Genomic DNA, 26,037 nt, shown 5'->3' with positions numbered 1-26,037 from the left:
CCTCAAGACTTGGAAAAGATGCTCTCCTCGACCTGCACCAAAGCAAAGCGCGGCACCTGTTCGCCGTCAACTTCGACAGACTCCTGGAACATGCTCAACGGACGCACCCAAAAGCCGTAATCGCCATACAGGGCTTGATAGAAGACCACTTCTTCCTCGGTCTCGGAATGCCGCGCAACGCTGAATACGCGGTACTGCGGACCTTTGTAATGTTGGTAGAGCCCAGGTTGTATCGGCATGCGTTGGCCCTCACTCAAATTTTTTCAAAATAAAAACAAAATCTTTCTTTTACTAAACCCGAAAAACAAAAACCGGGGCACTTGGCCCCGGCTTCCATCAACGCAACGCTTAGACGCGTTCGAAGACAGTGGCGATGCCCTGGCCGAGGCCAATGCACATGGTGGACACCCCTAAAGTGCCGCCGTTCTGCTTCATGACGTTGAGCAGCGTGCCAGAGATACGCGCACCAGAGCAACCGAACGGGTGACCCAGGGCGATCGCGCCGCCGTGCAGGTTAACCTTCTCGTTCATCTTGTCGAGTACTTTCAAATCTTTCAGCACAGGCAGCGCTTGTGCGGCGAAAGCTTCGTTGAGCTCGAAGAAGTCGATATCGGAAATGCTCAGGCCCGCGCGCTTCAAGGCTTTCTGCGTAGCCGGTACTGGACCATAGCCCATGATCGCCGGGTCCACACCCGCGACAGCCATCGAACGAATCACGGCCATCGGCTGGATGCCCAGGTCCTGGGCACGCTGGGCCGACATCACGATCATGCACGAGGCACCGTCGGTGATCTGCGACGAAGTACCCGCCGTCACGGTGCCGCCCTTAGGATTGAAGGCCGGCTTCAAGGTCGCCAGGCTTTCCAGGGTGGTTTCCGGACGAATGGTTTCGTCGTAGTCGAACAGTTTCAAGAAGCCGTTCTCGTCGTAGCCCTGCATCGGGATGATTTCATCCTTGAACTTGCCTTCCACCGTCGCCTTGTGGGCGAGCTGGTGGGAGCGCACGCCAAAGGCGTCCTGCTGTTCGCGGGTGATGCCATGCATCTTGCCGAGCATTTCCGCGGTCAGGCCCATCATGCCCGAGGCTTTTGCCGCGTACAGCGACATGTGCGGGTTCGGATCGACACCGTGCATCATGCTCACGTGGCCCATGTGCTCGACACCGCCGACCACGAACACATCACCGTTACCGGTCATGATCGCCTGGGCGGCGGTGTGCAGCGCGCTCATGGACGAACCGCACAGGCGGCTGACCGTCTGGCCGGCAGCGGTGTGAGGGATCTGGGTCATCAGCGAAGCCATGCGGGCGATGTTCCAGCCCTGCTCCAGGGTCTGGTTCACGCAGCCCCAGATCACGTCCTCGACTTCGTTGGGGTCGACCTTGACGTTGCGTTCCAGCAGTTTGCTGATCAGGTGCGCCGACATGTCTTCGGCGCGAGTGTTGCGGTGCATGCCGCCCTTGGAGCGGCCCATCGGCGTACGACCGAAGTCGACAATCACGACGTCTCTAGGATTCAAGCTCATAAATGTTCTCTCGCTCTAGTCGTTGGGCGCTTAACCGAAGAAACGCTGGCCGTTCTTGGCCATTTCACGCAGCTTCGCGGTCGGGTGGTACAACGCGCCCAGATCAGCGTACTGGTCAGCCAGGGCAACGAACTCGGCCACACCGATCGAATCGATGTAGCGCAGCGCACCGCCACGGAATGGAGGGAAACCGATGCCGTAGACCAGACCCATGTCGGCTTCGGCGGCGGTTTCGACAATGCCGTCTTCCAGGCAACGCACGGTTTCCAGGCACAGCGGGATCATCATCCAGTTGATGATGTCCTCGTCGGTGACTTCGCGCTGCTCGTAGACGATCGGCTTGAGCACTTCCAGCACCGACGAATCGGCGACTTTCTTCTGCTTGCCGCGCTTGTCGGTCTCGTAGGCGTAGAAGCCCTTGCCGTTCTTCTGTCCCAGGCGCTTGGCTTCGTAGAGCACGTCGACGGCGGAACGACGGTCGTCTTTCATGCGGTCCGGGAAGCCTTCAGCCATGACGTCGCGACCGTGGTGGCCGGTGTCGATGCCGACCACGTCCATCAGGTACGCCGGGCCCATCGGCCAGCCGAATTTTTCCATGATCTTGTCGATGCGCACGAAGTCCACACCGGCACTGACCAGCTTGGCGAAACCGCCGAAGTACGGAAACAGCACGCGGTTGACCAAAAAGCCCGGGCAATCGTTGACGACGATCGGGTTCTTGCCCATTTTTTTGGCGTAGGCCACGGTGGTGGCAATCGCCTCCTCGCTGGATTTCTCGCCACGGATCACTTCCACCAGGGGCATCATGTGCACCGGGTTGAAGAAATGCATGCCGACGAAGTTTTCCGGACGCTTGAGGGCTTTGGCCAGCAGCGAAATGGAAATGGTCGAGGTGTTCGACGCGAGGATGGTGTCCTCTTTGACCTTGTCTTCGACTTCAGCCAGAACCGCCTGCTTGACCTTCGGGTTCTCGACAACCGCTTCGACCACCAGGTCGACGTGGCCGAAATCGCCGTAGGACAACGTCGGACGAATGCCATTGAGCACTTCGGCCATCTTCGCGGCGGTCATGCGACCTTTGTCGACGCGACCGACCAGCAGCTTGGCGGCTTCGGCCAACCCCTGCTCGATGCCGTGTTCATTGATGTCCTTCATCAGGATCGGCGTGCCCTTGGACGCCGACTGATAGGCGATGCCGCCACCCATGATGCCGGCGCCGAGCACGGCGGCCTGTTTCACGTCACGGGCAATTTCGTCGTAGGCCTTGGCCTTTTTCTTCAGCTCCTGATCATTGAGGAACAGACCGATCAGGCTCTGGGCGGCAGACGTCTTGGCCAGTTTCACGAAACCGGCGGCTTCGACTTCCAAGGCTTTGTCGCGACCGAAATTCGCGGCTTTCTGGATGGTCTTGATCGCCTCGACCGGCGCCGGGTAGTTCGGGCCCGCCTGGCCGGCGACGAAACCTTTGGCGGTCTCGAAGGCCATCATCTGTTCGATGGCGTTGAGCTTGAGTTTTTCCAGCTTCGGCTGGCGCTTGGCCTTGTAGTCAAACTCGCCGCTGATGGCGCGCTTGACGGTTTCAAGGGCCGCCTCCAGAAGCTTGCCGGGTTCGACCACCGCATCCACGGCGCCGACTTTCAGCGCGTCTTCGGCACGGTTTTCCTTGCCAGCGGCAATCCACTCGATAGCGTTGTCAGCACCGATCAGGCGCGGCAGGCGCACGGTGCCGCCGAAACCCGGGTAGATGCCCAGCTTGACTTCCGGCAGGCCGATCTTGGCCGCGGTGGACATGACGCGGTAGTCCGCCGCCAGGCACATTTCCAGGCCGCCACCCAGTGCGATGCCGTTGATGGCCGCGACGGTCGGTACGTTGAGGTCTTCAAAGTCGCTGAAGATACGGTTGGCTTCGAGGTTGCCAGCGATCAGTTCGGCATCGGGCAGCTTGAAGTTGTCGACGAATTCGGTGATGTCGGCGCCGACGATGAACACGTCCTTGCCACTGCTGACGATCACACCCTTGATCGACGCATCTGCCTTGATAGTGTCCACGGCCTGACGCAATTCATTCAGGGTTAGACGGTTGAACTTGTTGACGGACTCACCCTTGAGGTCGAATTTCAGTTCGACGATGCCACTTTCAAGAGCCTTAACCGTGATGGCTTTACCTTCGTAAATCATCAACTGATCTCCACGATATGGAAGCTGAACAGTACACGTTGGACGCTGGCCCCTGGCTCCACATGGACATAACCGCCGATGCTACGCCAATCGCCAGACACACCCGTCAACGCGATAGTCGGGTTCTGTAGGAACGTTCTGAAAATACAAACGCTCAATTCATACGCCCGTTTGATTTGGGTACGTCACCTTCACGGAATTTCCGACAATTGTCAATCGCCCTAAACAGGCGTTTGAACGGGACTCCGCAGTCATTACCGTACCGCCTGGATCCGTAACACGACCTTGCATGAGCGACCATTCATAGAATCAATCATTAGAAAAGTCGCCCTAATTCCAGGCGCACCGGATTCAACCGACTAAGCTGGTGACAATATGATTGAGTACGCGGGAAAAAGGACGTTTCGAAGCACGCCCTGGAAAGAATGGTTTTACCGGCCTGCCTGGCCAACCCGCCCGATGATGCTGTCGGGCTTTTTTACGCTCAGGCCAACGCCTTTAATACGGCAGAAATGTCCTGCAAAACACTGGCTTCGCCTTTCTCTCCCCAATACAGGGCGATCATTTGCCGGTCGGCCTCGACCTTATAGACATTGGCTGGCAATGCTCGGAAGTGGCCGAGCAACGCTTCATCCTGGCACACCTCCTGCCATTGGTTGACCCACACCCCTGGAGCCTTTTGCCAATAACTCCAGCTGGCCGGCTGGCTGCCCCGCCGGGCTCGGTGGTACTGCGCACAGGGGTTTGGTGGCTGCTGGCCAAGCCAATGGGGCCAGTCTTGCGGGGTCAATCGCATGGCCAGCCCGAGGCGTCGCGCCTCCATGCGAAGGGCTATACGCCCGCTCTGTGCGCGGGACGGTCGCAACCATGCCAGGGGGCTTAATACCACCAACAGGATTGACACCACTATCCAGACCGTCATATCTGTACTCCCGAATTCTGATGAGCCCATTGACCTGTATCGCCATCAATGCGCTTGAAACCAGCCATACTTACCGTATCGCCATTCTCTGGAGTGCTTTTCATGTACTACGAACACATCCTGGTCGCCGTCGACCTTACTGAAGAATGCGATCCCGTCGTCAAGCGAGCCCTCGCCCTTTGCGAAGGGCGGGACAACAAACTGTCGCTGGTGCATATCGTCGAGCCGATGGCGATGGCCTTCGGCGGTGACGTTCCGATGGATCTTTCCCAGTTGCAACAGCAGCAGTTCGACCAGGCCAAGGAACGCCTTGACCGATTGATCGTGAAATACCCTGCCTTGAAAAAGGAAAATAGCCACCTGACCTATGGCCAGCCGCGCCAGGAGATCCATCACCTGGCCAAGGAGCAAGGCTGCGACCTGATCGTGGTCGGCAGCCATGGCCGCCATGGCCTGGCGTTGCTGCTGGGCTCTACCGCCAACGACGTGCTGCATGGCGCGCCTTGCGATGTGCTGGCGGTGCACCTGGTCAAGCGCACCTGACCCTGGACCTTCGGGAGCGAGCAAGCTGGCTCCCACAAGGGATTGCGTTTCAAATAAAAAAATCCCGGCGTTCATTGCTGAATGCCGGGAATCTTCTCAACAGCGGATCAAGCGTCCAGCTCAGCCCAACGCTCGACCAGCGCATCCAGCTCAGCCTGCAACTGTTCCAGATGCGCGATTACCTTGGCGGTTTCGGCCGCGGGACGCTGGTAGAAGCCGGCATCAGCCATCTCGGCCTCCACCGCGGCGATCTGCTGCTCCTTCGCGTCGATATCACCTGGCAAGGCTTCCAGTTCACGCTGCAGCTTGTAGCTGAGCTTTTTCTTGGTCGGAGCCGGTGCGGCAGCGGCGGCAACCGGCGCCGGCTCGGCCTTGACGACCGCGGAGTTCAAGTCGGCCTTGCCTGATTTGCTCTCTGTCACACCCAGCAGGCGCGGCGAGCCGCCTTGGCGTAGCCAATCCTGATAACCACCGACATATTCGCGAACCAGCCCCTCGCCTTCGAACACCAACGTGCTAGTGACCACGTTATCGAGGAAGGCCCGATCGTGGCTGACCATCAGCACAGTGCCGTTGAACGTCAACAACACTTCTTCCAGCAGCTCGAGGGTTTCCACGTCCAAGTCGTTGGTTGGTTCGTCGAGCACCAGCAGGTTCGCCGGCTTGCTGAACAACTTGGCCAGCAGCAGCCGTGCCCGCTCACCACCAGACAGCGCTTTCACCGGCGTACGGGCGCGCTGTGGGCTGAACAGGAAGTCGCCGAGGTAACTCAATACGTGGCGGCTCTGGCCATCGATTTCGATGAAGTCGCGGCCTTCGGCGACGTTGTCGATCACGGTTTTTTCCAAGTCCAACTGATGGCGCAACTGGTCGAAATAGGCGACGTCGATCTTTGTCCCCTCCTCCACTTTGCCGCTGGTCGGCACCAGGCCGCCAAGCATCAGCTTGAGCAGGGTCGTCTTGCCGGTACCGTTGGCGCCAAGCAGGCCGATCCGGTCACCGCGCTGCAGGACCATGGAGAAATCCTTGATCAGGAACGGGCCGCCCGGATGGGCGAAACTGACATCTTCCAGCACCATGACCTGCTTGCCCGACTTGTCGGCCGTCTCGAGCTGGATATTGGCCTTGCCGGTGCGCTCGCGGCGTTCGCTACGCTCCACGCGCAATGCCTTGAGGGCGCGCACACGGCCTTCGTTACGAGTCCGTCGGGCCTTGATGCCCTGGCGGATCCACACTTCTTCCTGGGCCAGGCGCTTGTCGAACAAGGCGTTGGCGGTTTCTTCCGCCGCCAGCACCGCTTCCTTGTGCACCAGGAAACTGGCGTAGTCGCCGTTCCAATCGATCAGGCCGCCACGATCCAGTTCGAGGATGCGGGTCGCCAGGTTCTGCAGGAAGGAACGGTCGTGCGTGATGAACAGAACCGCCCCTTGGAAATCCTTCAGCGCTTCTTCAAGCCAGGCGATGGCACCGATGTCCAGGTGGTTGGTCGGTTCGTCGAGCAGCAAAAGGTCTGGCTCGGACACGAGGGCCTGGGCCAGCAGGACCCGACGACGCCAGCCGCCGGACAGCTCGGCCAAGGTCTTGTCAGCCGGGAGTTGCAGGCGGCTCAAGGTGCTATCGACCAATTGCTGCAGGCGCCAGCCATCACGGGCCTCGAGGTCGTGCTGCACATGCATCAACTTGTCCAGGTCGGCATCGGTGACGATGTTCTGGCTCAGGTGGTGATATTCGGCCAGCAGCGCGCCGACACCGTCCAGGCCTTCGGCAACCACGTCGAACACGGTCCGCTCGTCGGCTACCGGCAGCTCTTGTGGCAGCTCGCCGATTTTCAGCCCGGGCGCACGCCAGACGGAGCCGTCATCGGGCTTCTGATCCCCCTTGACCAGCTTCATCATGCTGGACTTGCCAGTGCCGTTGCGGCCGATGATGCACACCCGCTCTCCACGGGCGATCTGCCAGGACACCTTGTCCAACAACGGCATCGCGCCGAAAGCAAGGGACACATCGCTGAATTTGAGCAGGGTCATGAGCTTCTCCAAAAACCGGGCGCGCATTCTACCTGAGAAGAGACCTCAAAAGTCCGTCAATTTCGTCGTCGAAGCACTCTGTACTACAAATGTTGCGAAGTTGTGCCAACAGTCCCGCAAAGCTTTCGCCGGTTGCTGGCAAAAGGCTAAGCTACAGGCAAGTTACCCTGGGTTTCTCCCTGGGCTTGTCATGTTTATCTTTGCCCGGACGTATCATGCGCAGTCGCCTTTTCAGTGTTTTATCTTGTTTGTTTGTATGTGCCACTGCCGTTCAAACCGCCCATGCGGTGGATATTTCCACCCAGCGCCAGTACTACGACGAGGCCAAGCGCGCTCTGGCCAAAGGCGATTCCGCTCCCTACTTTCGCTACAGCCAGGCCCTGCGCGATTATCCGCTGGAACCGTACCTGGCCTATGACGAACTGACTGCGCGACTCAAGAGCGCGAGCAACGCCGAAATCGAAAAATTCCTCGCCGAACATGGCGACCTGCCCCAGGCCAACTGGATGAAGTTGCGCTGGTTGCGCTGGTTGGCCGAACGTGGCGACTGGGCAACCTTCGTCAAGTATTACGATCCCAAGCTCAACTTCACCGAGCTGGATTGCCTCAACGCTCAATATCAACTGAGCCATGGCCTTAAGGCCGAAGGTTATGCCAACGCCGAGAAACTATGGCTTACCGGTAAATCCCAGCCGACGGCTTGCGACGCGCTGTTCGGCATGTGGGCCGCGCAAGGCCAGTTGACCGAGCAGAAACGCTGGGAGCGCGCGAAACTGGCGGCCCAGGCACGCAACTATCCGCTGGCCAATAGCCTGGTCAGCGGCCTGACCACCCTTGCCCCCCGAGGCAAGCTGTTGGTTGACGTCGCGCAAAAGCCCGAACTGCTCAACCAGCCTTCGCGCTTCATGCCCGCCGATGAGCCCATGTCCGATGTCGTCAGTCTTGGGCTGCGCCGCCTGGCCCGCCAGGACCCGGAAAAAGCCATGTCATTGCTGGAGGGCTATGCCAGCACCATGCGTTTCTCTCGGGACGAGAAGGTCGCCATCGCCCGGGAAATCGGCCTGACCCTGGCCAAGCGCTTCGATAGCCGCGCCCTGGATGTCATGACCAAATATGACCCGGAGCTTCGGGACGACACCGTATCGGAGTGGCGCTTGCGCCTGCTCCTGCGCCTCGCCCGCTGGGACGACGCCTACCAACTGACCCGCCGCCTGCCCGAATCGCTGGCGAGCACCAATCGCTGGCGCTACTGGCAGGCCCGTAGCCTGGAACTGGCGCAGCCACAGAACCCCGAAGCGCTGACGCTCTACAAGCATCTGGCTCGCGAGCGTGATTTCTACGGTTTCCTGGCCGCCGACCGGTCCCAGTCACCGTATTCGCTGGTGAACAAGCCGCTGCCCATGAGCCAGGCGCTGATCAACAAAGTCCGCAATACACCGGGCATACGTCGGGCGCTGGAATTCCACGCGCGTGGTCAAATCGTCGACGGACGCCGCGAGTGGTATCATGTCAGCCGCCATTTCAGCCGGGACGAAATGGTCGCCCAGGCGAAACTGGCCTACGACCTCAAGTGGTATTTCCCAGCCATCCGCACCATCAGCCAGGCCAAATACTGGGATGACTTGGATATCCGTTTCCCGATGGCCTACCGCGACACGCTGGTGCGAGAAGCCAAGATCCGCGGCTTGCACCCTAGCTGGGCGTTCGCCATCACCCGGCAGGAAAGTGCGTTCATGGACGACGCCCGCTCCGGTGTCGGCGCCAGCGGCCTCATGCAATTGATGCCGGCCACGGCCAAGGAAACCGCGCGCAAATTCAACATTCCCCTGGCATCACCGCAGCAAGTCTTCAACCCGGACAAGAATATCCAGCTGGGCGCGGCGTACCTGAGCCAGGTGCACAGCCAGTTCAACGGCAACCGCGTCCTCGCCTCCGCCGCCTACAACGCCGGCCCCGGTCGCGTGCGCCAATGGTTGCGCGGTGCAGACCACCTGAGCTTCGACGTCTGGGTCGAAAGCATCCCCTTCGACGAAACCCGCCAATACGTGCAGAACGTGTTGTCGTACTCGGTCATCTACGGCCAGAAGCTCAACTTGCCGCAACCGCTGGTGGACTGGCATGAGCGGTATTTTGATGATCAGTGAGTATTAGCGAGACGCTGTTCCTGAGAAGAAAAAAATGCCCGCATCGAAAGATGCGGGCATTTTTGGTCGGCTACTTGGTCTGTTGCTGGACCTTGTGGGAGCGAGCTTGCTCGCGATGGCGTCGGCACCTTCAACATGGATGCAAGCTGACCCACCGCTATCGCGAGCAAGCTCGCTCCCACAGGGGATTCGTGTGGACGCTGCGCTCAGTCGGCTGCCGAGTCCAAGCCAACGTTGAACTGCAACGCTGCCAACCGCGCATACAGCGCATTGCTTGCAACCAGTTCCTGATGGCTACCCACCGCAACCACCTTGCCCTGGTCCATCACCGCAATCCGGTCGGCGTTTTTCACCGTGGCCAGGCGATGGGCGATGACCAGGGTGGTACGGTTCTTCATCAGGCTGGGCAAGGCTTGCTGGATCAGGTGTTCACTTTGCGCGTCGAGGGCGCTGGTGGCTTCGTCCAGTAGCAGGATTGGCGCGTCCACCAGCAGGGCCCGGGCGATCGCCAGGCGTTGGCGCTGGCCGCCGGACAGTCCAAGGCCGCCATCGCCCAGGTGGGTCTGGTAGCCGTCAGGCATTTTTTCTATGAAATCATGGGCGTGGGCAATCTGCGCAGCCTCGCGTACCTGCTCGAATGTTGCTTGGGGATTGCCGTAGCGAAGATTTTCTTCGACCGTGCCGAAAAACAGTGCCGGGTTTTGAGAAACCAGGGCGAAATGACGACGCAGGTCCAAAGGGTCGACCGAGGTCAACGGCACGTCGTCGATCAGGATCCGCCCTTGCACCGGATCGTAGAAGCGCAGCAGCAGGTCATACACCGTTGACTTGCCCGCGCCGGATGGCCCGACGAGGGCCAGGGTTTCGCCGGCCTTGATGCTCAGGTCGAGGCCATCGACCGCATAGCTGTCCGGTCGGGAGGGGTAGGAAAAACGCACGCCTTCAAGGCGCAGGTCACCCCGCACCCGCTCCGGCAACGTCACCAGCCCTGTGACCGGTGGCTGGATAATGTTCTGCGAACGCAGCAACTCGGCAATGCGTTCCGCGGCGCCCGCTGCCCGTTGCAGCTCGCCGATCACTTCGCTGAGGGTGCCAAAGGCGCTGCCAACGATCAGGCTGTAGAACACGAACGCCGCGAGTTCGCCGCCGGAAATCCGCCCGGCGATCACATCCATGCCGCCGACCCAGAGCATCACCCCTACCGCACCCAGCACCAGCACGATCACCAGGGTGATCAACCAGGCCCGCTGGGCGATGCGCTTGCGGGCGGTGTCGAAGGCTTGCTCCACCGTCACGGAAAAACGTTGTTCATCCTGAACCTGGTGGTTGTAGGCCTGCACGGTCTTGATCTGGCCGAGGGTTTCGGAGACGTAGCTGCCGACGTCGGCGATGCGGTCCTGGCTCTGGCGCGACAAGCTGCGCACCCGTCGCCCGAACACCAGGATCGGCGCCAGGACCAATGGCAGGGCAATGACCACGATACTGGTGAGCTTGGGGTTGGTGACAAACAGCAGCACGATGCCGCCAATCACCATCAAGGCGTTGCGCAGGAACAACGACAGCGACGAACCAATCACCGATTGCAGCAGAGTCGTATCGGCGGTCAGGCGTGACTGGATTTCCGAACTGCGATTGTTCTCGTAGAAGCCCGGGTGCAGATACACCAGGTGATTGAAGACCTGCCGCCGAATATCGGCCACCACCCGCTCACCGATCCATGACACGAGATAAAAGCGTGCAAACGTACCGATAGCCAGGCCCACCACCAGCACCATGAACAGGCCAATGGACTGATTGAGCAGATGCGGCGAACGGGTCATGAAGCCTTGGTCCACCAGCAGGCGGATCCCTTGGCCCATGGACAACGTGATACCGGCCGTGACAATCAGGGCCAGCAAAGCACCGGCGACCTGTTTGCGGTAAGGGGCGATGAAGCCGCTGGCCAGGCGTATTGCGCGGCGATGTCGTGAAGAAAGCATCGAGAGTGTCCGATAATGGAACAGGAAAAGATTGGCCATCAGTACCGAAACGCAGCGGAACCAAGTGGAATCGAAATGAGTCAGGTTAAATATGACCGCCGAGACTAATGCCTAGATGTTATCGGTCTAACGTCTGGCTGGAAACGCGAGTGTGTTTCTGGTTGAGTGGAGCTGTCGTCATGGACCTTCAAGGAGTGTCATGGCTCGGTCACCTGACGACATTACGATAGGCACGCAACCTGATGAGGAGACAGGCCATGTCCTTGCAACACAGCAGCGACGACAAGATTCAAGTAATCCGCACGCAACCGGACCAGTCCCTGGGCTGCTCGTTCATCGATGCCCAAGGGCGCGAAGTACCGATCACCGAAGACATGATCCAGAAAGCCTGCAGCGAGCTGGAGAAACGACTGGTCAAACCTGCCGAACAAAAGTGATACAGCCCGTCTTCAATTGAACCCGACCTTGATGTCGGGTTTTTTATGCCTGTTCACCGGGCTTAAACGATAGTAGCTCCCAGGGCCGTCACGATCTGCTGCAAGGCCGTCGACTGCCCTTCGATACGCACCTTCAAGCTGTCGATCTCCCGGCGTGGCGGGTAATGCTTGCGCAACGCATCAAACGCACTGCGCTGCTCACTCACCGTACCGATCAAGCTGCGGCGAAAATCCGCATCGTCGCGGCGCGGGTCGTACACGCTCCGGCACAACACCGCCAGCGCCCAGGCCGGGTCGGTATCGGCATCCAGCGTGATGCCCCCGAGCCAAGGCCGGGGTAACAAGTCGGCCAGATCGACTTCGGCGGGCCGCCCAAGAAAATCGCACAGGGCCTGGTAGATCTGCGCCGTGCCGCGCTGGCGACCGTCAAGGCTGTAGCCGGCAATGTGCGGGGTGGCGATCACGCAGAGGTCGGCCAGGTCCACGTCCACCGTCGGCTCCTGCTCCCAGACATCAAGCACCGCCTGGAGGTCTTCGCGCTCCAACAGCACCTCGCGCAACGCCGAGTTATCGATGACCGGGCCGCGCGCGGCGTTGATCAGCCAGGTGCCAGGCTTCAGGCTGTTCAAGCGATGCTCATCAAAAAGGTGCCAAGTCACGTGCTCACCCGTGCGAGCCAATGGCGTGTGCAGGCTGATGACGTCGCATTCCTCGATGATCTGCTCCAGGCTCACGTAGTCGCCGCCTTCGGCAGCGTGGCGAGGCGGGTCGCAGACTTTCACAGCCCAGCCCAGGCCCTTGAGCACCTCGATCAACCGCCCACCTACCTGCCCCGCGCCGACCACGCCAAACGTGCGCTGCGCAAGATCCGCGCCTTCGATCTCAGCCAGGGCCATAAGGCTGCCCAGTACGTAATCCACCACGCCACGGGCATTGCAGCCAGGCGCGCTGGCCCAGCGGATGCCGGCCTCGGCAAAATAATCCAGGTCCAGGTGATCAGTGCCAATGGTGCAAGTGCCGACGAAGCGCACCTTGCTGCCTTCCAGCAGGGCTCGATTGACCTGGCTGACCGACCGCACCAACAGCACATCGGCCTGCTCTACCAATGCCCGGTCAATGCCCCGCCCCGGCACCCGGCGGATCTCACCGAAACCTTGGAAAAATGCATCGAGCAGGGGAATGTTTTCGTCGGCGACGATCAGCATGGCAGAGCTCCTTTGGCGGGACGGGCAGTGTAGGCGTTCCTCGCCTCGATGGGCCAGCCCATTACTTCAGTGAACCCGTTTGTGGCGAGGAAGCTTGCTCCCGCTGGCCTGCGAAGCGGGCCCAAAAGGCAGGCGACTGCTGCGCAGTCGAGCGGGAGCAGGTTCCCTCGCCACAAGCATTCGTACGACTTAGCGAGCGATTACAAATCCACAACACAGGTTTTTTCCTGACCACTGCGTCAAGGCGTAGAATCCGCCGCCTTGCGTTTATCTTTTTCGGATGCTTGCCTCGTGAATCCTGCAATCGACACTCCTTCCGTCCTCTCTCGCCCCGCCCGGGTTCGCCTGGAGCTCAAAACGCTGCTCGCCCTCGCCTTGCCGATCATGGTGGCGCAATTGGCGACAACTGCCATGGGTTTTGTCGATGCGGTGATGGCCGGGCGGGTCGGCCCGCGGGACCTCGCCGCGGTGGCGCTGGGTAATTCGATCTGGGTGCCGGTATTCCTGTTGATGACCGGCACGCTGCTGGCCACTACGCCAAAAGTTGCCCAGCGTTTCGGGGCCGGCACATTCGAACAGATTGGCCCCTTGGTGCGCCAGGCATTGTGGTTGGCCCTCGCGGTGGGGCTGGCCGCGACATTAGCGCTGTTCAGCGCCGAGCCGATCCTGCATGTGATGCACGTCGATCCCGAATTGATCGGCCCTTGCATGGAATACCTGCGGGGTATAGGCACCGGGCTCCCGGCAGTGGCGCTCTATTACGTGCTGCGCTGTTTCAGCGACGGCCTGGGGCGCACGCGACCGGCCATGGTGCTGGGGCTGTGCGGACTGGCGCTGAACATTCCGCTCAATTACATCTTCATCTACGGGCACCTGGGCGTCCCAGCCATGGGCGGGGTTGGCTGCGGCTGGGCCACCGCCATCGTGATGTGGTTCATGGCAGCGGGCATGGCGATCTGGACGTATCGGGCCCCAATCTATCAATCGAGCCGTCTGTTCGCCCGTTTCGACTGGCCGCAATGGTCGATGATCAAGCGCCTGCTGGGCATTGGCCTGCCGATTGGCATCGCGGTGTTTGCCGAGTCGAGCATCTTTGCGGTGATCGCCCTGCTGATCGGCAGCCTCGGCGCCACGGTGGTGGCCGGGCACCAGATCGCGCTGAACTTCAGCTCGCTGGTGTTCATGATCCCCTACTCCCTGGGCATGGCCGTGACGGTACGGGTAGGCCAGGCGCTGGGGCGTGGCCAGCCTCGAGAGGCGCGCTTCGCCGCGGGCGTCGGCATGGGCACGGCCCTGGCGTACGCGTGCCTGTCAGCGAGCGTGATGTTCGCGCTGCGCGGTCCCATCGCAGCGATCTACACAGCCGATCCGCGGGTGATCGAGGTCGCATCGATGCTGATCGTCTACGCGGCGCTGTTCCAGTTTTCCGATGCGATCCAGGTCACGGCGGCCGGCGCATTGCGCGGCTACCAGGACACCCGGGTGACGATGATCCTGACGCTCTTCGCTTACTGGGGCATCGGCTTGCCGGTGGGTTACGCCCTGGGCCTGACCGACAGGCTCGGCACCGCCAGTGGCCCAAGCGGATTATGGCAAGGCTTGATCGTGGGGTTGAGCTGCGCGGCGCTGATGCTGTCGATTCGCCTGGCACGCAGCGCGCGAGGGCAGATCCGCATCAGCCGTGCGACGGGTTAGGCGAGTTTCTTGCGGATCCAGTAGAGGTAGGTGCCGGCGTCCTCTTGCTGGGCCACCAGCTCGTGGTCCAGAAACACGCAGAACTTAGGGATGTCGCGGCGAGTCGAGGGGTCGGTGGCGATGACTTTCAGCAGGCCACCTGGGGCCAGGTCGCGGATATGCTGGTGCAACATCATTACCGGTTCCGGGCAATTCAGACCAGTGGCATCCAGCGTGCCGTCGATTGGCGCATCGTTCATTTCACTCATGATCTACTCCTGAAACTGGCGGGCATTGTCGCGCAATGTCGGCGTTCGGTCACCCCTGGTTCAACACTGCACCCTGTGGGAGCGAGCTTGCTCGCGATGGCGCCAGCACATCCAATATCGATGCAAACTGACCCACCGCTATCGCGAGCAAGCTCGCTCCCACAAGGGCTTCATTGGCTTTCGAGGACTAACGGGACTTCGTTTTTTTGGTGTCCAACCGCCGCAGATGACACGTCACCTCCTCTCGGTCGTGGTACAGCTGCTTGCAGCCGATCTCGACCTGGATGCCCCGGGCCTTGAAACCCTCGGCGATGCGTTCGAGCAGGCGTTTCACCTCGGCGTAACGCTGTTTCATCGGCAACTTGAGGTTGACCACGGCCTCGCGGCAATGGCCCTCGCCGATCCACTCTTCCAGCATCGCCGCGTTGCGCGCCGGTTTCTCGACGATGTCGCAGACCATCCAGTCCACCGGCTGCCTGGGCTTGAACGTGAATCCGTCCGCCATCAAGTGCTGCACCAGGCCGGTGTCCATCAGGCTTTCGGCCATTGGGCCATTGTCGATGGCCGTCACCAGCATGCCACGGTTGACCAATTGCCACGTCCAGCCACCCGGCGCCGCACCGAGGTCCACACCGGTCATGTCGCTGTGCAGGCGTTCGTCCCACTGGTCCCGAGGAATGAAATGGTGCCAGGCCTCCTCGAGCTTGAGTGTGGAGCGGCTCGGCGCGTCCCGGGGGAACTTCAGGCGCGGGATACCCATCGGCCACATCGCTGAGTTATCCGCCTCAGCCAGGCCAAGGAAGACTTCACGACCGCTCTTGAAGGTCAACAGCAGGCGCGGCTTGCGCGGGTCGTCCACCAGTTTCCCTGCCCCGCCCAAGGCCTTGCGCAGCGGGCCTTCGAACTTCTTGCAGAAGTTCGACAGTTCCTTGCCGTCGTTCGTGTCAACTACCTCCAGCCACAGGCTGCCACACGTTGGGAAGGCCGTCATGTGGGACAGAATGACGCTGATTCGGTCGGTCTCAGGCAATTCGATGAACGTGCCACGCGCCCACTGCCGAGGAAAAATCAGATCGGCGAAACGTTGCCCGCGCATCAACCGCTCGGCGCCGTCCTCTTCGGTACAGACAAATTCGGCGCAGGCGCTGGCCGGCTTGGCCTTGGCGTACCCGGCGACGTTGAGCCGGGCCGCGTGTTCGGCGATCTCGGAACAGACCTCGCCTTCGAAGCCCGGCCGGCAGTGCATGAAAAGCGTGTTCATTGAAACTCCGTAGCAAAGCCTGTCACGAAAACCGGCGCATGATAGCGGAGTTCGGAACCGCGAACCTTGCTATACAGTCCAGTGATTAGTCATACGTTCAAAACAGGGCTAGGTTAAAGGCTCTGTCCGTTCCGTCAGTCCGTAGCCGTGCGGACTCAAAGGAGTGATTTCAATGCCGTCCATCGATAGCCTGAAAACCCTTAAAACATTGCAAGTCGACGCCAGGACCTACCATTATTTCAGCCTGCCGGACGCAGCGCGAAGCCTGGGCGACCTGGACAAGTTGCCGATGTCCCTCAAGGTTCTGCTGGAAAACCTGTTGCGCTGGGAAGATGACAAAACCGTCACCGGCACCGACCTCAAGGCGCTGGCCGGCTGGCTCAAAGAGCGCCGTTCCGACCGCGAGATTCAATACCGCCCGGCCCGGGTGCTGATGCAGGACTTCACCGGCGTCCCCGCCGTGGTCGACCTGGCGGCCATGCGCGCAGCGGTGGAAAAGGCCGGCGGCGATCCGCAGAGGATCAATCCGCTGTCACCGGTCGACCTGGTCATCGACCACTCGGTGATGGTGGACAAGTTCGCCAGCCAACAGGCCTTCGAGCAGAACGTCGACATCGAGATGCAGCGCAACGGCGAACGCTACGCCTTCCTGCGTTGGGGCCAGAGCGCGTTCGACAACTTCAGCGTGGTGCCACCGGGCACCGGCATCTGCCACCAGGTCAACCTCGAATACCTCGGCCGTACCGTATGGACCAAAGAGGAAGACGGTCGTCTCTACGCCTTCCCCGACACCCTGGTCGGCACCGACTCCCACACCACCATGATCAATGGCCTGGGCGTGCTCGGCTGGGGCGTCGGCGGTATCGAAGCGGAAGCGGCGATGCTCGGCCAACCGGTATCAATGCTGATTCCGGAAGTCATTGGTTTCAAACTCGTCGGCAAACTGCGCGAAGGCATCACCGCCACCGACCTGGTGCTGACCGTCACGCAGATGCTGCGCAAGAAAGGCGTGGTGGGCAAATTCGTCGAGTTCTATGGCGACGGTCTAGCCGACCTGCCATTGGCCGATCGCGCCACCATCGCCAACATGGCCCCGGAGTACGGCGCCACCTGCGGCTTCTTCCCCGTCGACGATGTGACGTTGGACTACCTGCGCCTGTCCGGCCGTCCGACGGAAACCGTGAAACTGGTGGAAGCCTACTGCAAGGCCCAGGGACTGTGGCGGTTGCCAGGGCAGGAACCGGTTTTCACCGACACGCTGGAACTGGATATGGGCAGTGTCGAAGCCAGCCTCGCCGGCCCCAAGCGTCCCCAGGACCGGGTGTCGCTGCCGAATGTAGGCCAGGCCTTCAGCGACTTCCTGGGCCTTCAGATAAAGCCCACCAGCAAAGAAGAAGGTCGCCTCGAAAGCGAAGGCGGCGGCGGTGTCGCGGTGGGCAACGCCGACCAGGTGGGCGAAGCGGAATATGAATTCGAAGGCCAGACCCACCGCCTGAAAAACGGTGCGGTGGTCATCGCGGCGATTACGTCCTGTACCAACACATCCAACCCCAGCGTGATGATGGCCGCCGGATTGCTTGCAAAAAAAGCCGTGGAAAAAGGCCTGGCCCGCAAGCCTTGGGTGAAGAGTTCACTGGCACCGGGCTCGAAGGTGGTGACCGACTACTACAAGGCCGCCGGCCTGACCGAATACCTCGACAAACTCGGTTTCGACCTGGTGGGCTATGGTTGCACGACGTGTATCGGCAATTCAGGCCCGCTGCCCGATCCGATTGAAAAAGCCATCCAGAAAGCCGACCTTTCCGTGGCGTCCGTGCTGTCGGGAAACCGCAACTTCGAGGGACGGGTGCATCCTTTGGTGAAAACCAACTGGCTGGCCTCACCGCCACTGGTGGTCGCCTATGCCCTGGCCGGCACCGTGCGCATCGACATCAGCAGCGAACCGCTGGGCAACGACCGCGAAGGCAATCCGGTGTACCTGCGGGACATCTGGCCGAGCAGCAAGGAAGTGGCTGACGCGGTGGCTCAAGTGGACACAAGCATGTTCCACAAGGAATATGCCGCCGTGTTTGCCGGCGACGAGCAATGGCAAGCGATCGAGGTTCCACAAGCCGCGACCTACGTCTGGCAATCGGACTCCACGTACATCCAGCATCCACCGTTCTTCGACGATATTGGCGGGCCTCCACCCGTGGTAAAAAACTTGGAGGGTGCGCGGGTCCTCGCTCTGCTGGGAGACTCGGTGACCACGGACCACATCTCCCCCGCCGGCAACATCAAGGCGGACAGCCCGGCCGGTCGCTACCTGCGCGAACAGGGCGTCGAGCCACGGGACTTCAACTCCTACGGTTCGCGACGGGGCAATCACCAGGTCATGATGCGAGGCACCTTCGCCAACATCCGCATCCGCAACGAAATGCTCGGCGGCGAGGAAGGCGGCAATACGATCTATATCCCCAACGGCGAACGCATGTCGATCTACGATGCCGCGATGTTGTACCAGGCCACCGGCACGCCATTGGTGGTGATCGCGGGTCAGGAATACGGCACGGGGTCAAGTCGAGACTGGGCGGCCAAGGGTACGAACCTGCTGGGAGTCAAAGCCGTTATCGCCGAAAGCTTCGAGCGTATCCACCGCTCCAACCTGGTGGGCATGGGCGTGCTGCCGTTGCAATTCAAGCTCGATCAGAATCGCAAGAGCCTGAACCTCACCGGCAGGGAAACTTTGGACATCCTCGGTTTGAGCGACACCGAGCTGACGCCACGCATGAACCTGCCCGTGGTCATTACCCGCGAAGACGGTAGCCAGGAACGGATTGATGTGTTGTGCCGGATCGACACCTTGAATGAAGTGGAATATTTCAAGGCCGGTGGCATCCTGCACTTTGTCCTACGGCAATTGATTGCAGGATAAAAAGAAGCGTCCTACGAAAACACCGCCTCAGATAGGCGGTGTTTTTGTATGGGCCTGCCTATAATCCCCGCCGGCTCTGCGAGCTTCGCCCGTTTTCCAGCCCCAAGGATTCGACATGCCCGCCCTACCCTGGCCCTACCTGGCCCTTCTCTCGATCGGCTATGGCTTCGCCCTGGTCTATGGCCACCTGGCCTGGACAGCGGCTATTTCGGTCGCGCTGCTGCTGTTCGCCGGGTATGCCGTTCGCCAGCGGCAGACGCCGGTCGGGCAGTTCCTCGGGCATTGCCTGTTCGCGGTGCTCGCGGTCGCGCTGGCCCTGCACTGGATGCCAGGCTTCTTCAACGGCAGGGCCATCGCGGCACAACGTTTTACCGATGATGCCGTGCGATTCGCCATGTACCTGAACCAGGACAAGCCACTGATTGGCTTCTGGTTGCTGTTGTTCTGCCCATGGATCATCGGGCGGCGCCCGTTTCGCTTGTCTGTCTATGCCACGGCCCTGGGCATGTGCATCAGTACGATCCTGGCCCTGGGCGGGGCCATGCTGCTGGGCATGATCAATTGGGCGCCTAAATGGCCAGACTCGGCCTGGCTGTGGGTCCTGAATAATCTTCTTCTGGTGACGTTGGTGGAGGAAGCGCTGTTTCGTGGCTATATCCAGGGAGGCCTGAGCCGGCGCTTTCAACACTTGCGCCATGGCGACAACCTCGCGTTACTGCTGGCCTCGCTGGTGTTCGGCCTGGTGCATGCCGGCGCCGGTTGGGAATGGGTGCTGCTGTCGGGGCTGGCCGGGATCGGTTACGGCCTGGCCTATCGATTGGGTGGCCTGGGTGCAGCGATAGCCACGCATTTTGGCCTCAACCTGCTTCACTTCACCCTGTTTACCTACCCGATGCTGGCGTGACACCGCCGGGAAGAATTATTTCAACAAAAAGCTGACGGTGCCGACAACCTTTCAAAGCCTTGCGGACTACCACACCATGCGTAACAACCAGCCTATTACACAACGCGAAAGGACCTTCCCGGCCCAGCAACGACTTATTTCCACCACCAACGCCAAGGGTGTGATTACCTACTGCAACGATGCTTTCATCGACATCAGTGGTTTTACAAAGGAACAATTGATCCATTCGCCGCACAACCTGGTGCGCCATCCCGACGTTCCGTCGGCCGTGTTCACCCACATGTGGAACACGTTGAAACAAGGCTTGCCATGGATGGGCATCGTCAAGAATCGCTGCCAGAACGGCGATCACTACTGGGTCAACGCCTACGTCACGCCCGTGTTCGAAGGCAATCAGGTCGTAGGCTATGAATCGGTACGGGTCAAACCCACCGCTGAGCAGATTACCCGAGCCGAAGCCCTTTATAAGCGCCTCAACCAAGGCAAATCCGCAGTGCCGGGCAGCGATAAATGGCTGCCGATGCTGCAGGACTGGCTGCCGTTCATCCTGGTCAGCCAGTTGAGTTTCGTTGTCGGCGCTTTTTTCACCTCTTCTTGGGGGTTTGCCCTCGCCGGCCTGCTGTCGGTGCCGTTGGGACTGCTGGGCCTGCAGTGGCAGCAACGCGGTATCAAGCGCCTGCTGCGCCTGGCCGAACAAACCACCTCGGACCCGTTGATCGCGCGGATGTTCACCGATAGCCGCGGCGTCCAGGCACGCCTGGAGATGTCGATCCTGAGCCAGGAAGCCCGCCTCAAAACCTGCCTGACCCGCCTGCAGGACACTGCCGAGCACCTGAACGGCCAGGCGCGCCAATCCAGCGCGTTGGCCCACGACAGCTCCAGCGGCCTGGAGCGCCAGCGGGTGGAAACCGAACAAGTGGCCACCGCCATCAACCAGATGGCCGCGACCACCCAGGAAGTCGCCAGCCACGTGCAGCGCACCGCCGATGCCACCCAAGAGGCCAATCGCCTGACGGGACGCGGTCGCGACATTGCAGGCGAAACCCGCGAGGCCATCGAGCGACTGTCGGTCGTCGTGGGCGAGACCGGGCAGACCGTGACCCAGTTGGCCAAGGACAGCGATGAAATCGGTGGCGTGGTTGACGTGATCAAGGGCATCGCCGACCAGACCAACCTGCTGGCCCTCAACGCCGCCATCGAAGCGGCCCGCGCCGGCGAGATGGGACGCGGGTTTGCCGTCGTCGCCGATGAAGTGCGGCAATTGGCCCAACGCACCAGCGAGTCCACTGGGCAGATCCATGCCTTGATCGCCAAACTGCAACAGACCGCCACCAACGCCGTGCAGACCATGGACGCCGGTCATCGCCAGGCTGAAGAAGGCGTTGCGCGGGTCATGGAAGCCGACCAGGCACTGGCGGGGATCAGCGAAGCGGTGGCACACATCACCGACATGACCACTCAGATCGCCGCCGCGACCGAGGAACAAAGTTCGGTGGCCGAGGAAATCAGCCGCAACATCAGTAACATCTCGGAACTGGCCGACCAGACCTCCGGGCAGGCCCACAGCTCGGCGCTGCTGAGCGAAGAACTGACCCGCACGGCCAACACGCAGTATTCGTTGGTGGAGCGGTTCAACCGCTGAGTTCAATTGGCGAACCAAAGGCCCGGACAGCGAAAGCTTCCGGGTTTTTGTCGTCTGGCAGGCCGCTATCGCGAGCAAGCTCGCCCCCACAGGGGGTGTGGGTCGTTCATTCAAATGCATTCCAATGTGGGAGCGAGCTTGCTCGCGATGAGGCCATGACTGGCAGCATCAGTCTTGAGACACAAACCCGGCCACCGCCTGCGCCGCCGCCTGCAGATGCTGCTCATGACTAAACCCCGACGCCTTCAACGGTTTCAGATCATGATCCGCCGCCACCAGCCACATGACCTCGATGCCCGGTGACAACGTGTAGCCCTGCACCGCCTCCCGATTGCCCAACGCATCCCGCTCACCCTGGACGATCAAGGTTCGGGTCTTCAACGTTGCCAAGTGCTCGACCCGCGGTTTCTCCGGTTTGCCTACCGCGTAGAAGGGATAGCCCAGGCACACCAGCGCATCGGCGCCCAGCTCATCAGCCACCAAACTAGCCATCCGCCCGCCCATGGACTTGCCGCCAATGGCCAGCTGCCCAGCGACATAAGGCCGCACGGTGGCGTACACCTCTCGCCAGCATTCCAGCAGCTTTGGCGCAGGGTTCGGTGGACGCTTGCCGCCGTCCACGCGCCGCTGGGCCATGTAGGGAAACTCGAAGCGCAACACATTGACGCCCTGTGCGCCTAGGCGGGTGGCCATTTGCGCCATGAAACCGCTGTCCATCGGTGCGCCGGCGCCATGGGCCAGGATCAGGGTCGGCGACTCGGCGCCAGCACCTGGCTTGGCGGCCGTCCACAGCCAACCATGTTCCGCCACGCATCGCGCCCATTGATCCCCGTCAATACTGGCCTTGTGCTGTTTGTCCATGCTTGCCTCGCTTTTAGTCTGCCTATAACTCCAGGCGAAGAACGCCGCACTGCCTTGCGCAGGCACTCACTTCGACTGAACCGTGGATGGGGAACCATGAACACTTCTATCAGTACCGCCTACAACTACAAGGTGGTCCGCCAATTCGCCATTATGACGGTGGTGTGGGGCATCGTCGGCATGGGGCTCGGGGTTTTTCTCGCGGCCCAGTTGGTCTGGCCGCAGCTCAACTTCGATTTGCCCTGGACCAGCTTCGGCCGCCTGCGCCCGTTGCACACCAATGCGGTGATCTTTGCCTTCGGCGGTTGCGCGTTGTTTGCGAGTTCGTTTTATTCAGTGCAGCGCACCTGCCAGACAACGTTGTTCGCGCCGAAAATCGCCGCATTCTGCTTTTGGGGCTGGCAGCTTGTGATCCTGCTGGCGGCCATCAGCCTGCCGCTGGGCTACACCAGTTCCAAGGAATACGCCGAATTGGAATGGCCGATCGACATTCTGATCACCATCGTCTGGGTCGCCTACGCCATCGTGTTCTTCGGCACCGTGGCCAAGCGTAGGACCAAGCACATCTACGTCGGTAACTGGTTCTTCGGCGGGTTCATCCTGACCGTGGCGATCCTGCACATCGTCAACAACCTGGAATTGCCGGTGAGCCTGACCAAATCCTACTCGGTGTATGCCGGGGCCACCGATGCGATGGTGCAATGGTGGTACGGCCACAACGCCGTAGGCTTTTTCCTCACCGCAGGCTTCTTGGGGATGATGTATTACTTCGTGCCGAAACAGGCCGAGCGCCCGGTGTATTCGTATCGTCTGTCCATTGTCCACTTCTGGGCGCTGATCACGCTGTATATCTGGGCCGGCCCGCACCACCTGCACTACACCGCGCTGCCGGATTGGGCGCAATCGCTGGGGATGGTGATGTCGCTGATCCTGCTGGCGCCAAGCTGGGGCGGCATGATCAACGGCATGATGACCCTCTCGGGCGCCTGGCATAAATTGCGCAGCGACCCGATCCTGCGCTTTCTGGTGGTGTCCCTGGCGTTCTACGGTATGTCGACCTTCGAAGGGCCGATGATGGCGATCAAGACCGTCAACGCCCTCTCCCACTACACCGACTGGACCATCGGCCACGTACACGCCGGCGCACTGGGCTGGGTGGCGATGATTTCCATCGGCGCGCTGTACCACATGATCCCCAAAGTCTTCGGCCGCACGCAGATGCACAGTATCGGCCTGATCAACGCGCACTTCTGGCTCGCAACCATCGGCACCGTTTTGTACATCGCCTCGATGTGGGTCAACGGCATTGCCCAGGGCCTGATGTGGCGTGCGGTGAACGAAGACGGCACGCTCACCTACTCCTTCGTCGAAACCCTGGTGGCCAGCCACCCAGGCTTCATCGTGCGGCTGGTAGGCGGGGCGATCTTCCTCAGCGGCATGTTGCTGATGGCCTACAACACCTGGCGCACCGTGCGGGCCTCTCAGCCTGCCGAAGCCACCGTTGCCGCGCAGATGGCTTGAGGAGTCCGCGATGAAACACGAAACAATCGAAAAAAACGTCGGCCTGCTGATGCTGCTGATGGTCCTGGCCGTGAGTATCGGGGGCTTGACCCAGATCGTGCCGCTGTTCTTCCAGGACGTGACCAATAAACCGGTGGACGGCATGAAACCCTACACCGCCCTGCAGTTGGAAGGCCGCGACATTTACATCCGCGAAGGCTGCGTCGGCTGCCACTCGCAGATGATTCGTCCGTTTCGCGCCGAGACCGAGCGCTACGGCCACTACTCGGTGGCCGGCGAAAGCGTCTGGGATCACCCGTTCCTTTGGGGCTCCAAGCGCACTGGCCCGGACCTGGCCCGGGTCGGCGCGCGTTACTCCGATGATTGGCATCGCGCGCACTTGTACAACCCGCGCAACGTCGTGCCCGAATCGAAAATGCCGGCCTACCCGTGGCTCGTCACCCAAGCCGTCGACAGCAGCCACACCGAAGGCAAGCTGCGCGCCATGCGCACCCTCGGCGTGCCGTACACCGACGATGACATCGCAGGCGCGACGGCCACGCTCAAGGGCAAGACCGAAATGGATGCGCTGGTGGCCTACCTGCAAGTGCTTGGCACTGCCATCAAGAGCAAGAGGTGAGCCATGGTGCTTGAAATGAGTACTGGAATGATCCGCGGCCTGGGCACCGTCGTGGTGTTCATCGCTTTCATCGGCCTGGTCCTGTGGGTGTTCAGCAGCAAGCGCGGCCCGGAATTCGCCCAGGCACGCCTGCTGCCGTTTGCCGATGAGCCGCCCGCCGACCTCATCCCCCAAGACCCTGAACCAAGGAGTACCCGGTCATGACCACTTTCTGGAGTACGTGGATCTGCGTACTGACCCTCGGCAGCCTCATCGGCCTGACCTGGCTGCTGATCGGCACCCGCAAGGGCGAGACCAAGGGCAGCGTCGACCAGACCATGGGCCACAGCTTCGACGGCATCGAGGAATACGACAACCCGCTGCCGCAATGGTGGTTCCTGTTGTTCGCCGGCACCTTGGTGTTTTCCGTTGGCTACCTGATTCTCTATCCGGGCCTGGGCAACTGGAAAGGCATCCTGCCCGGCTACGACAACGGCTGGACCGGCGCCCATGAATGGGAAAAGGAAATGGCCAAGGCTGACGCCAGGTTCGGGCCAATCTTCGCCAGGTTCTCCGCGATGCCGGTGGAAGAAGTCGCCAAGGATCCGCAAGCCTTGAAAATGGGCAGCCGCTTGTTCGCTTCCAACTGCTCGGTCTGCCATGGCTCGGACGCCAAGGGCGCCTTCGGCTTCCCGAACCTTGCCGACAGTAACTGGCGCTGGGGCGGCAATGCCGAAACCATCAAGGCGACCATCATGGGCGGCCGCATGGCAGCGATGCCCGCCTGGGGCGACGTGTTGGGAGATGCCGGGGTCAGGAACGTCGCCGCGTATGTGCGACACGATCTGGCAGGCCTGCCGCTACCGGCGGACAGCGGTGCCGACCTGCAAGCCGGCCAGCAAGCGTTCAGCACCACCTGCGTCGCCTGCCACGGCGCCAACGGCCAGGGCACCGAAGCCATGGGCGCGCCGAACCTGACGCAACCGGCCGGCTTCATCTACGGCACCAGCCTGGCCCAATTGCAGCAGACCATTCGCCATGGTCGCCAAGGCCATATGCCTGCGCAGAATGAACTGCTTGGCAATGATAAGGTGCAACTGCTCGCGGCTTACGTCTACAGCCTGTCCCAGGGTGCCGGCACCGAGCGCCTGCAAGCGGAACACAAAAGCGAATAAATCCTGACCACACGAACAGCCGCGTTCATCTGGATGCGGCCGTTCCGTGCCCCTGCGCGACTCATTGTCGCACCCTGCCTTAGTCTTTCTTTCGGTTCCATGGAATCAGGTCTAAGCTTGCCTTTGCGTGTGCTGGCGACTGCCGGTTTCAGGTCGATCCGACCCGATGCGTTCGACAATCGTTCGACAAAAAGGCCGCAAAGGCAGGTGAATACCGGCTGTTGCGACAGTTGCCTGTCACCCCCCGAACGCCGTGTTT

Annotated in this window: 21 protein-coding genes; 11 read left to right on the top strand and 10 right to left on the bottom strand. The window is 60.9% G+C overall.

The genetic code is table 11. The features are described from left to right. Positions 1 to 2: 2 nt before the first annotated feature. The 4 genes from DOCECA_RS05685 to DOCECA_RS05670 form a co-directional block, all read right to left on the bottom strand. Positions 3 to 239: a DUF1653 domain-containing protein gene (locus DOCECA_RS05685; RefSeq protein WP_420764684.1), complete on the bottom strand. Its 237-nt coding sequence runs from the start codon at positions 237 to 239 to the stop codon at positions 3 to 5. A gap of 109 nt (positions 240 to 348) precedes the next feature. Then, positions 349 to 1,524, bottom strand: a complete 1,176-nt coding sequence (gene fadA / locus DOCECA_RS05680) for an acetyl-CoA C-acyltransferase FadA (RefSeq protein ID WP_420764685.1) — start codon at positions 1,522 to 1,524, stop codon at positions 349 to 351. 30 nt (positions 1,525 to 1,554) lie between these two features. Beyond that, positions 1,555 to 3,702, bottom strand: a complete 2,148-nt coding sequence (fadB, locus tag DOCECA_RS05675) for a fatty acid oxidation complex subunit alpha FadB (RefSeq protein WP_420764686.1) — start codon at positions 3,700 to 3,702, stop codon at positions 1,555 to 1,557. 484 nt (positions 3,703 to 4,186) lie between these two features. Then, positions 4,187 to 4,624, bottom strand: a complete 438-nt coding sequence (locus DOCECA_RS05670; protein ID WP_420764687.1) for a hypothetical protein — start codon at positions 4,622 to 4,624, stop codon at positions 4,187 to 4,189. Between the two features lie 102 nt (positions 4,625 to 4,726). Here DOCECA_RS05670 and DOCECA_RS05665 point away from each other — a divergent pair, with 102 nt between their 5' ends. Continuing rightward, complete coding sequence (locus tag DOCECA_RS05665; protein WP_420764688.1) at positions 4,727 to 5,167, top strand: universal stress protein; 441 nt, start codon at positions 4,727 to 4,729, stop codon at positions 5,165 to 5,167. 107 nt (positions 5,168 to 5,274) lie between these two features. Here the strand turns inward: DOCECA_RS05665 and DOCECA_RS05660 are convergent, their stop codons facing one another. Further along, a complete protein-coding gene (locus DOCECA_RS05660) occupies positions 5,275 to 7,194 on the bottom strand; it encodes an ATP-binding cassette domain-containing protein (RefSeq protein ID WP_420764689.1) in 1,920 nt (639 codons plus the stop codon). 215 nt (positions 7,195 to 7,409) lie between these two features. Here DOCECA_RS05660 and DOCECA_RS05655 point away from each other — a divergent pair, with 215 nt between their 5' ends. Further along, positions 7,410 to 9,338 (top strand): transglycosylase SLT domain-containing protein, encoded by a 1,929-nt coding sequence (locus DOCECA_RS05655; protein WP_434700981.1) that lies wholly within the window; start codon positions 7,410 to 7,412, stop codon positions 9,336 to 9,338. Positions 9,339 to 9,544: 206 nt separating this feature from the next. Here DOCECA_RS05655 and DOCECA_RS05650 read toward each other — a convergent pair whose 3' ends face one another. Next, a complete protein-coding gene (locus DOCECA_RS05650; RefSeq protein WP_445571581.1) occupies positions 9,545 to 11,356 on the bottom strand; it encodes an ABC transporter transmembrane domain-containing protein in 1,812 nt (603 codons plus the stop codon). Between the two features lie 218 nt (positions 11,357 to 11,574). On the opposite strand from DOCECA_RS05650, the gene DOCECA_RS05645 reads away from it, so the two are divergent. Then, positions 11,575 to 11,754 (top strand): PA1571 family protein, encoded by a 180-nt coding sequence (locus tag DOCECA_RS05645; RefSeq protein WP_003199629.1) that lies wholly within the window; start codon positions 11,575 to 11,577, stop codon positions 11,752 to 11,754. A gap of 62 nt (positions 11,755 to 11,816) precedes the next feature. Here DOCECA_RS05645 and pdxB read toward each other — a convergent pair whose 3' ends face one another. After that, positions 11,817 to 12,959: a 4-phosphoerythronate dehydrogenase PdxB gene (gene pdxB, locus DOCECA_RS05640; RefSeq protein WP_434650520.1), complete on the bottom strand. Its 1,143-nt coding sequence runs from the start codon at positions 12,957 to 12,959 to the stop codon at positions 11,817 to 11,819. 291 nt (positions 12,960 to 13,250) lie between these two features. On the opposite strand from pdxB, the gene DOCECA_RS05635 reads away from it, so the two are divergent. Then, a complete protein-coding gene (locus DOCECA_RS05635) occupies positions 13,251 to 14,654 on the top strand; it encodes an MATE family efflux transporter (RefSeq protein ID WP_434650518.1) in 1,404 nt (467 codons plus the stop codon). Here the strand turns inward: DOCECA_RS05635 and tusA are convergent. Beyond that, positions 14,651 to 14,902 carry a sulfurtransferase TusA gene (gene tusA, locus DOCECA_RS05630; protein WP_420764694.1) on the bottom strand — a complete coding sequence of 84 codons (252 nt, stop codon included), beginning with the start codon at positions 14,900 to 14,902 and terminating at the stop codon, positions 14,651 to 14,653. The genes DOCECA_RS05635 and tusA overlap by 4 nt on opposite strands. Before the next feature lie 187 nt (positions 14,903 to 15,089). Then, positions 15,090 to 16,163 (bottom strand): 23S rRNA (cytidine(2498)-2'-O)-methyltransferase RlmM, encoded by a 1,074-nt coding sequence (gene rlmM, locus DOCECA_RS05625; protein ID WP_445571580.1) that lies wholly within the window; start codon positions 16,161 to 16,163, stop codon positions 15,090 to 15,092. A gap of 172 nt (positions 16,164 to 16,335) precedes the next feature. Between rlmM and acnA the strand changes: the two genes are divergently transcribed. The 3 genes from acnA (at position 16,336) to DOCECA_RS05610 (ending at position 21,623) form a co-directional block, all read left to right on the top strand. After that, positions 16,336 to 19,077 carry an aconitate hydratase AcnA gene (acnA, locus tag DOCECA_RS05620; RefSeq protein WP_445571579.1) on the top strand — a complete coding sequence of 914 codons (2,742 nt, stop codon included), beginning with the start codon at positions 16,336 to 16,338 and terminating at the stop codon, positions 19,075 to 19,077. A 115-nt stretch (positions 19,078 to 19,192) separates the two neighbouring features. After that, positions 19,193 to 19,981, top strand: coding sequence for a CPBP family intramembrane glutamic endopeptidase (locus DOCECA_RS05615; RefSeq protein ID WP_420764697.1), 789 nt, complete (start codon positions 19,193 to 19,195; stop codon positions 19,979 to 19,981). A gap of 76 nt (positions 19,982 to 20,057) precedes the next feature. Then, complete coding sequence (locus DOCECA_RS05610) at positions 20,058 to 21,623, top strand: methyl-accepting chemotaxis protein (RefSeq protein WP_420764698.1); 1,566 nt, start codon at positions 20,058 to 20,060, stop codon at positions 21,621 to 21,623. 168 nt (positions 21,624 to 21,791) lie between these two features. On the opposite strand, the gene DOCECA_RS05605 is transcribed toward DOCECA_RS05610, so the two are convergent. Continuing rightward, entirely contained in the window at positions 21,792 to 22,484 is a 693-nt protein-coding gene (locus tag DOCECA_RS05605; protein WP_445571578.1) for an alpha/beta family hydrolase, read from the bottom strand. Between the two features lie 96 nt (positions 22,485 to 22,580). Between DOCECA_RS05605 and ccoN the strand changes: the two genes are divergently transcribed. From ccoN to ccoP, 4 genes are read left to right on the top strand one after another with little or no spacing between them, the layout of a single operon-like run. Beyond that, positions 22,581 to 24,005, top strand: a complete 1,425-nt coding sequence (gene ccoN, locus DOCECA_RS05600; protein WP_434563260.1) for a cytochrome-c oxidase, cbb3-type subunit I — start codon at positions 22,581 to 22,583, stop codon at positions 24,003 to 24,005. 10 nt (positions 24,006 to 24,015) lie between these two features. Next, positions 24,016 to 24,624, top strand: a complete 609-nt coding sequence (gene ccoO, locus DOCECA_RS05595) for a cytochrome-c oxidase, cbb3-type subunit II (RefSeq protein WP_181286923.1) — start codon at positions 24,016 to 24,018, stop codon at positions 24,622 to 24,624. Positions 24,625 to 24,627: 3 nt separating this feature from the next. Continuing rightward, entirely contained in the window at positions 24,628 to 24,828 is a 201-nt protein-coding gene (locus DOCECA_RS05590; protein ID WP_420764702.1) for a cbb3-type cytochrome oxidase subunit 3, read from the top strand. Next, entirely contained in the window at positions 24,825 to 25,778 is a 954-nt protein-coding gene (gene ccoP, locus DOCECA_RS05585) for a cytochrome-c oxidase, cbb3-type subunit III (RefSeq protein ID WP_445571577.1), read from the top strand. Before DOCECA_RS05590 ends, ccoP begins: the two co-directional genes overlap by 4 nt. Positions 25,779 to 26,037 lie beyond the last annotated feature (259 nt).

This window comes from Pseudomonas sp. E102 (genome assembly GCF_052660185.1).
Note: the sequence above shows the minus strand (reverse complement) of the source record. Positions and strands in the feature narration are given on the sequence as shown.

Excerpts from the sequence above, each read along its gene's own strand:
- DOCECA_RS05670 (WP_420764687.1), bottom strand. The coding sequence starts at position 4,624 with ATGACGGTCTGGATAGTGGTGTCAATCCTGTTGGTGGTATTAAGCCCC.
- DOCECA_RS05655 (WP_434700981.1), top strand. The coding sequence starts at position 7,410 with ATGCGCAGTCGCCTTTTCAGTGTTTTATCTTGTTTGTTTGTATGTGCC.
- tusA (WP_420764694.1), bottom strand. The coding sequence starts at position 14,902 with ATGAGTGAAATGAACGATGCGCCAATCGACGGCACGCTGGATGCCACT.
- rlmM (WP_445571580.1), bottom strand. The coding sequence starts at position 16,163 with ATGAACACGCTTTTCATGCACTGCCGGCCGGGCTTCGAAGGCGAGGTC.
- ccoO (WP_181286923.1), top strand. The coding sequence starts at position 24,016 with ATGAAACACGAAACAATCGAAAAAAACGTCGGCCTGCTGATGCTGCTG.
- acnA (WP_445571579.1), top strand. The coding sequence starts at position 16,336 with ATGCCGTCCATCGATAGCCTGAAAACCCTTAAAACATTGCAAGTCGAC.
- DOCECA_RS05605 (WP_445571578.1), bottom strand. The coding sequence starts at position 22,484 with ATGGACAAACAGCACAAGGCCAGTATTGACGGGGATCAATGGGCGCGA.
- DOCECA_RS05660 (WP_420764689.1), bottom strand. The coding sequence starts at position 7,194 with ATGACCCTGCTCAAATTCAGCGATGTGTCCCTTGCTTTCGGCGCGATG.
- DOCECA_RS05615 (WP_420764697.1), top strand. The coding sequence starts at position 19,193 with ATGCCCGCCCTACCCTGGCCCTACCTGGCCCTTCTCTCGATCGGCTAT.
- fadB (WP_420764686.1), bottom strand. The coding sequence starts at position 3,702 with ATGATTTACGAAGGTAAAGCCATCACGGTTAAGGCTCTTGAAAGTGGC.
- DOCECA_RS05650 (WP_445571581.1), bottom strand. The coding sequence starts at position 11,356 with ATGGCCAATCTTTTCCTGTTCCATTATCGGACACTCTCGATGCTTTCT.
- DOCECA_RS05685 (WP_420764684.1), bottom strand. The coding sequence starts at position 239 with ATGCCGATACAACCTGGGCTCTACCAACATTACAAAGGTCCGCAGTAC.
- DOCECA_RS05590 (WP_420764702.1), top strand. The coding sequence starts at position 24,628 with ATGGTGCTTGAAATGAGTACTGGAATGATCCGCGGCCTGGGCACCGTC.
- pdxB (WP_434650520.1), bottom strand. The coding sequence starts at position 12,959 with ATGCTGATCGTCGCCGACGAAAACATTCCCCTGCTCGATGCATTTTTC.
- ccoP (WP_445571577.1), top strand. The coding sequence starts at position 24,825 with ATGACCACTTTCTGGAGTACGTGGATCTGCGTACTGACCCTCGGCAGC.
- DOCECA_RS05665 (WP_420764688.1), top strand. The coding sequence starts at position 4,727 with ATGTACTACGAACACATCCTGGTCGCCGTCGACCTTACTGAAGAATGC.
- DOCECA_RS05645 (WP_003199629.1), top strand. The coding sequence starts at position 11,575 with ATGTCCTTGCAACACAGCAGCGACGACAAGATTCAAGTAATCCGCACG.
- fadA (WP_420764685.1), bottom strand. The coding sequence starts at position 1,524 with ATGAGCTTGAATCCTAGAGACGTCGTGATTGTCGACTTCGGTCGTACG.
- ccoN (WP_434563260.1), top strand. The coding sequence starts at position 22,581 with ATGAACACTTCTATCAGTACCGCCTACAACTACAAGGTGGTCCGCCAA.
- DOCECA_RS05610 (WP_420764698.1), top strand. The coding sequence starts at position 20,058 with ATGCGTAACAACCAGCCTATTACACAACGCGAAAGGACCTTCCCGGCC.